At 68.9% G+C, this 6155-nt stretch carries 4 protein-coding genes; all 4 read right to left on the reverse strand.

What is annotated here, in order from left to right; all coding sequences use genetic code 11:
• On the reverse strand, positions 1 to 1059 hold a 1059-nt coding region (locus IQ458_RS19265), incomplete at its 3' end, for an MCP four helix bundle domain-containing protein (protein ID WP_203323822.1).
• A gap of 106 nt (positions 1060 to 1165) precedes the next feature.
• On the reverse strand, positions 1166 to 1570 hold the full coding sequence (locus tag IQ458_RS19270) for a hypothetical protein (protein WP_183637007.1): 405 nt from the start codon (positions 1568 to 1570) through the stop codon (positions 1166 to 1168).
• Positions 1571 to 1701: 131 nt separating this feature from the next.
• Entirely contained in the window at positions 1702 to 3237 is a 1536-nt protein-coding gene (locus IQ458_RS19275) for a diguanylate cyclase (RefSeq protein WP_203323823.1), read from the reverse strand.
• A complete protein-coding gene (locus IQ458_RS19280; RefSeq protein ID WP_203323824.1) occupies positions 3234 to 5831 on the reverse strand; it encodes an EAL domain-containing protein in 2598 nt (865 codons plus the stop codon). Before IQ458_RS19280 ends, IQ458_RS19275 begins: the two co-directional genes overlap by 4 nt.
• Positions 5832 to 6155 lie beyond the last annotated feature (324 nt).

The following is a 6155-nucleotide window of genomic DNA, read 5'->3' on the forward strand; positions in this document are numbered from 1 at the left end:
GATGGCCGACAGGCTCGCCTTGGTGGCGTCCATGGTTTCGGTCAGCGTCGCCTTCTCGCCGGGCAGGCGATCCATGTCCGGGCTCAGATCACCGATGGCATAGCGCTGCATGATCCGCTGCGCGCTGCCGATCGCTTCCAGGTGCGAGGCGACCAGCGCGTTGGTGTCGCGCACCATCCGGCCGTACTCGCCCGGGAACGCGCTGTCGTCCATGCGGTAGCTGATGGAACCTTCGTCATGGCGCTGCGCCATCTCCGACTGCGCGGCGATGACCGACTGCACCTGGTGCTGCATGCGCTGCATCGAGGCCAGCAGTTCGCCGACCTCGTCCTTGCGCGAGGTGTCGATGCTGCCGTCCAGCTTGCCACGCGAAACGTCGTTGGCCACCCGCACGGCCTCGCCGACCGCGCGGGCGATGGCGCGGGCGAAGAACCAGGCCAGGACCAGGCCGCCGACGATGCCGGCCACCAGCATGATCAGCAACAGCGAGCTGGATGCGGTGTAGGTGCTGGCGGAGTTCCGGGCGGTGACGGCGGTCTGGCGGTTGACTTCCTTCAGCAGGGCATCCAGCGACGCGGCCGCCTTGGCGTGCGCATTCCAGGTGCCGCCGATGAAGGTATCGATGGCGTCGTCCTGCAGATCCAGCTCCAGCATCTCGTTGACGTCCTGGTAGGACTTGTACGCCTTGCCCCAGTCGGCCACGAAGGCCTCGTAGGCCTTGCGCTCGGCGGCGGTGGAGATCAGCGGCTTGTAGGCGGCGATGGCCTTGTCGATCTCCCCATGGATGCGCTTGGCGCGGCCACGCGCATCGTTCTTCACCGCGTCGCTGGCGCGGACCAGGGTGGTGAAGGAGGTGGCGCGGTATTCGCCGATCAGGCCACGCAGCGCGCCCGCGGTGCTCACGCTGGGCAGCGTGTTGTCTGCCATCTCGCGGGTCACGCCGTTGAGCGACTTCAGGCCGATGAAGGAGGAGACGCCCTGCACCAGCATCAGCACGAGCACGATGCCGAAGGCCAGCATCATCTTCTGGGTCAGGCGGAGGTTCTGGATCCACTGCATGAAAGGTTTCCTCGGTCCGGGGCGGACGACGTCGCGGGCGGAGTGGCTGGCGAAGGAAGGGGACACCGGCGGCCCGCAGCGCGGCGCCGCCGACGGGAACGGGCGATCAGCGCATCGATGCCAGCTTGAGGTTGCTCGGCGAGGTCACCACGATTTCGGCGCGCGAGCTGTCGCGCTGGATGCTGCCGATCACGCACACGTCCTTGCCTTCCAGGGTTTCCGGCGCGGGCTTGAACTTGCCGCGGTCCGAACCCGGGATGCGGGCGGTGAAGGTGTGGCGCGGGAAGTCGCCGCCCATGTACAGGAAGGTCGGGGTGCCTTCGGAGTTTTCGGCGAAACGGGCCTTGCCGACCTTGCCGCAGACGGTGCCGTCGCGGCCGGCGAAACGCACCGCCTTGTCGGCCGGGATGGCGTCGGTGATCTGGGCCTGGCCGTTGGCGCGCTCGGCCGGCAGCAGCAGGGCGGCGCCCACGACGGCGGCCGACAGGGTGACGAGGGTGGCGATCTTCATGGGTGCTCTCCGGGAAGGGACAATCGATGACGCCGAAGGCGTCTTGAAGGCAGTCATCGGCCCCTCCGGGGCGAACTTGAGTCGGCGCGGGCGCCGGCCCGCGTGTTCGCGGACGGCGTCACATTTTTGCGTCAGGCTGGACTGGCCAGACCGGTCGGTGCGGCGGCCACCAGGGTGGTCAGGATCCAGCCGTCGTTGAAACACACCTCGATGCCCTGGAAGCGGACCCCGTCCAGGGTCGTCACCGGGAACAGCCGGCGTGGCGCGCGACGGCGCTGCCGCTGCATGTCCCGCAGCCAGGTTTCGGGATCGCTGTCCAATGCCACGCCCTGCCGCAGGCGATGCGCATGGCGGATGACGTCGGCGAAGCGGACCACGCCCGGTGGAATGCCGTGCAGGCGGATGTAGGCGTCGTTGGCCATCACCAACTGATCGTCCGGGTTGTACATCGCCACCGGGGTATCGGCGATGTCGATGCCCTGCAGCAACTGCGCCAGCACCGCGGGTTCGCGCGGCGACAGCGCCGGGCGCAAGGGCGAACGTGGCGGCGAACGCGGCGGGGTGCCGTCGATTGCGGAGGAAGCGGCAGGCGCGGCGCTGCGTTCGGCGATGCGGTCGCGGCCGTCGTACTTGGCGCGATACAGGGTCAGGTCGGCCTGGCGGATCCAGGTCTCCGGACTGTCGATGTCGGCGGACAGCTCGGCCACGCCGAAGCTGGCGGTGATGGTGCGATGGCGTGAAAGCGGCGCCTCGTGCAGGCGCCGGTGCAGCCGGCGGACCACTTCCATCGCCTCGGGCAGCGGCGTCAGCGGCAGCAGGATGCCGAACTCCTCGCCGCCGTAGCGTCCGGGCACGTCGATGTCGCGCAGATTGGTGCGCAGCAGATCCGCGAACCGGCGGATCACGGAATCGCCCTCCGCGTGGCCGTACAGATCGTTGATCTGCTTGAAGTGATCCAGATCCGCCAGCACCAGCGTGGCGGGCTGGCCGGTACGGCGGCTGCGGGCGAATTCCGCGCGCACGGTGTCTTCCCAGTGGCTGCGGTTGAACAACCCGGACAGCCCGTCGTGCCAGCCGCGCAGTTCCAGTTCGTTGCGGCGGTGGTGCAGGCCGCGGGTGACGTCGTAGCCGACGTGCAGCAGGGCCAGCGGCGCCAGCAACGCCAGCGGCAAGCTGGCCAGGAACGAAAGCCCGTCCAGCCCCGGCAACCAGTGCAGGCCGTAGATGGGAATACCCACCAGCACGCCCAGCGCGAAGGCCAGCAGATTGCCCGCGAGCAGGCGCGGGCCGCCGCCGAACATGGCGGCAAAGCAGGTCACCGCGAGCAGCGCCGCGCTGATCGGCAGGTTGAACGCGATCAGCGGCAGCGCCATCCCGGCGAGCACGCCATCGACCAGGACGTTCTGCATCTCCGCGCGGTTGGGATGGCGGCTGCGGCGATAGCGCCAGCGCGCCAGGTGCGGCCAGCCCAGGCCGATCAGCAAGGTGCTGATCCAGTGTCCGGACGAGACCTGCAGCGTCCACATCGCCGGCACCATCGCCGCCAGCGCCAGCGCGCTGGCGATGACATGCAGCAGGTACAGCCGATGCGGATAGATGAGGTGCGGTGTGAGCGAATACGCCGCCGGCAACCGCTGCACCGGCGGCGTGCGCGGGACGGCGCTCATGGCGCGTGCGCGGCCTCGTCCCCGGACGCCGGCATCGTCACGTAGTCGTTGTTGCCCAGCCAGTGCTCCAGTGCCGGCGCGGGCAGCGGCGCGGAGAACAGGTAGCCTTGCAGCACCGGGAAGCCCTGTTCGGCCAGGAACGCATGCTGCGCGCCGGTTTCCACGCCCTCGGCCACCACCTTCATGCTCAGGCTCTCGCCGATGCGCAGCACCGAGGTGGTCAGGGTTCGGGCGATGGCGCTGCTGTCGATGTCGCGGACGAAGCTCTGGTCGAGCTTGAGTTCGTAGATGGGCAGTCGGTGCAGGTGGCTGAGGCTGGAGTAGCCGGTGCCGAAATCGTCCAGCGACAGGCGCACGCCCATCACGTAGATCGCCTCGATGTTCTCCAGCACGTCCGGATTGGGATCCAGCATCACGCTCTCGGTGATTTCCAGGATCAGATCGTCCGGGTGCAGGCCGTGGGCATCCAGGCAACTGGCGATCTGCAGCGACAGATCCGGATCGCGGAAATTGATCGCCGAGACGTTCACCGCCACCCGGGGCACCCGCAGTCCACGACCGCGCCAGTCGGCCATCTGCGCGCAGGCGTGTTCCAGCACCCACAGGCTGAGGTCGGCGATCAGGCCGCATTCCTCGGCCACCGGCACGAAGCGCGAGGGGGGCACGGTGCCCAGCTCCGGATGCTCCCAGCGCAGCAGCGCTTCCACGCCATACAGGGTGGGTTCGCCGCCGCCGCTGATCTGCGGCTGGTAGTGCAGGCTGAACTGGTCGGCCAGCAACGCCTCGCGCATCGCGGTTTCCAGCGATACGCGTTCCTGCGCGACCCGGTTCATGTCGCCGCTGAAGAAGCGCACGCTGCCGCCACCGTCGGACTTGGCGCGATACATCGCCATGTCGGCGTGGCGCAGCAGCAGATCGATGTCGCGGCCATCGTCTGGATAGATCGCCACGCCGATGCTGGCGCTGGGATGCAGGGTCATCACGCCGGCGGTGGCCGGGCGCGCGATGGCGCCCAGCAGGCGTTCGGCGACGCTGGCGGCCTGTTCGGTCGAGCACTGCGGCAACACCGCGACGAACTCGTCGCCAGCCTGGCGGCCGATCAGGTTGGGGCCGGGCAGTTCCTCGGCCAGGCGCGCGGCGATGTCGCGCAGCAGGCCGTCGCCGGCGGCGTGGCCCTGCGCCTCGTTGACGCGCTTGAAGCGATCCACGTCGATGAACAGGACCGCCGCCTGGGCGCTCAACTGGGCGGAGTTGGCCAGGACCTGTTCGGCCTTGGCGCTGAACATGATCCGGTTGGGCAGGCCGGTCAGGGTGTCGTAGAAGGCGAGCTGGTGGACCCGCTCGTTGGTCTGCTCGCGTTCCATCGCCAGCGCGCACAGGTGCAGGCAGGTGTCGGCGATGCGGCGGTGCAGATCATTGGGCTCGCCCCGTTCCCGATAGTAGAAGCAGAGCGTGCCGAGCACGCGCCCGCTGCTGGATTTGATCGGGCTGGAGAAGCAGGCATGCAGGCCGTTGCCGAGCAGCAGATCGCGGAAGCCCAGCATCAGCGGATCGGTGGCGACGTCCGGCACGTGCACCGGGCGGCCGCGCCAGGCGGCGGTGCCGCAGGCGCCCACGCGCGGTCCGATCGCCAGGCCATCGCTGGCGGCCACCAGCGCGGCCGGCAGGCTGGGCGCGGCCAGCGGCCGCAGCCGGCCATCGCCATCCACCGCCAGCACGGACACCGCGACTTCCGGGGCGATGCGCTCGACTTCCCGGCACATCAGGGTCATCACGTCGGCCACCGGCTGCTCGCGCACCATCGCGTCCAGCACCTTGTGATGCAGGACCTGGTGGGCCTTGGTCTGGGTGATGTCGGTCAGCACGCTGACCAACCCGATGGTGCGGCCGTCGTCATCGAGGACCGGATTGATCGCGGCCGATACCCACAACGGACGTCCGCTCTTGGTGTAGAGCAGCACTTCGGTCTGCATGCCTTCCGACAGCGCGAGCGAGCGCTCGATGAGGTCGCCCAACTGCGGCTCGGTGTGCGGGCCGGAAAGCACTTCGCTGGGCTTGCGGTTGCGCAGGTCTTCCAGCTCGTAGCCCAGCATGCGGGTGAAGCCGCTGTTGACGTACAGGACCTGGCGGTTGGGTGCGCTGACGAAGATGGCGTTGTCGCTGCGATCCACCACCAGCGAAAGCTGGCGCATGCGCTCACGCTGCAGGCGCACGTCGGTGAAGTCGCGCAGTGCGGCGGTGTGGAACTGGCGGCCGCCGGCTTCGACCGGCGACATCGTCAGCGAGGCGGTGATGCGGCGGCCGTCGCCGCGTTCCAGCATCACCTCGCGATGGCCGCCAATCCAATGCGCGGCGCAGGCGTGGTCGGGCAGATCAGCGCCACCTTCGACCGGACAAGGCAGGAAGTGGTGCAGCGGCTGCCCCAGCGCCTGCGTCCGCGGCACGCCCCAGAGCTTCTCGGCGGCGGTATTGAACAGCACGATGCGATTGCGCTCGTCGAGCACGAGTACCGCGTCGTTGGACTGCTCCAGGGTCTGGAACAGCAGATCGAATGCGGTGTCGACCGAGGCGGGCGCGTACACGGATGCTTTCATGCCCTGTCACCGCGCAAGGAGCACCGCCCCGATGCGAGGATCGGGCGGGCATGGCGGCGATGGGGAGGAAAGTCGGGGCTCATGCGCCATCCGTTGGTTCCAGGCGGGATCAGATATCGGCCACGGACGCGTTCGCTTGAGGCCGACATGCCCGGTGGTCGGACCAATGGCATGTCAGGCGCGGTCATGGGCGACTCGTGGTTGCTCAGAAGGTCTGCCACTCCGCGTCCGCCAGTGCGGGCGCGGGTTCGCGATGCGGCAGGGGCTTGCGTGGGGAGAGCGTGCGGCTGGAGGCCACGCGGGCAGGAGCGACCTCCGGCCGCG

This window comes from Pseudoxanthomonas beigongshangi, assembly GCF_016820515.1.
Taxonomy (GTDB): domain Bacteria; phylum Pseudomonadota; class Gammaproteobacteria; order Xanthomonadales; family Xanthomonadaceae; genus Pseudoxanthomonas_A; species Pseudoxanthomonas_A beigongshangi.

Excerpts from the sequence above, each read along its gene's own strand:
- IQ458_RS19270 (WP_183637007.1), bottom strand. The coding sequence starts at position 1,570 with ATGAAGATCGCCACCCTCGTCACCCTGTCGGCCGCCGTCGTGGGCGCC.
- IQ458_RS19275 (WP_203323823.1), bottom strand. The coding sequence starts at position 3,237 with ATGAGCGCCGTCCCGCGCACGCCGCCGGTGCAGCGGTTGCCGGCGGCG.
- IQ458_RS19280 (WP_203323824.1), bottom strand. The coding sequence starts at position 5,831 with ATGAAAGCATCCGTGTACGCGCCCGCCTCGGTCGACACCGCATTCGAT.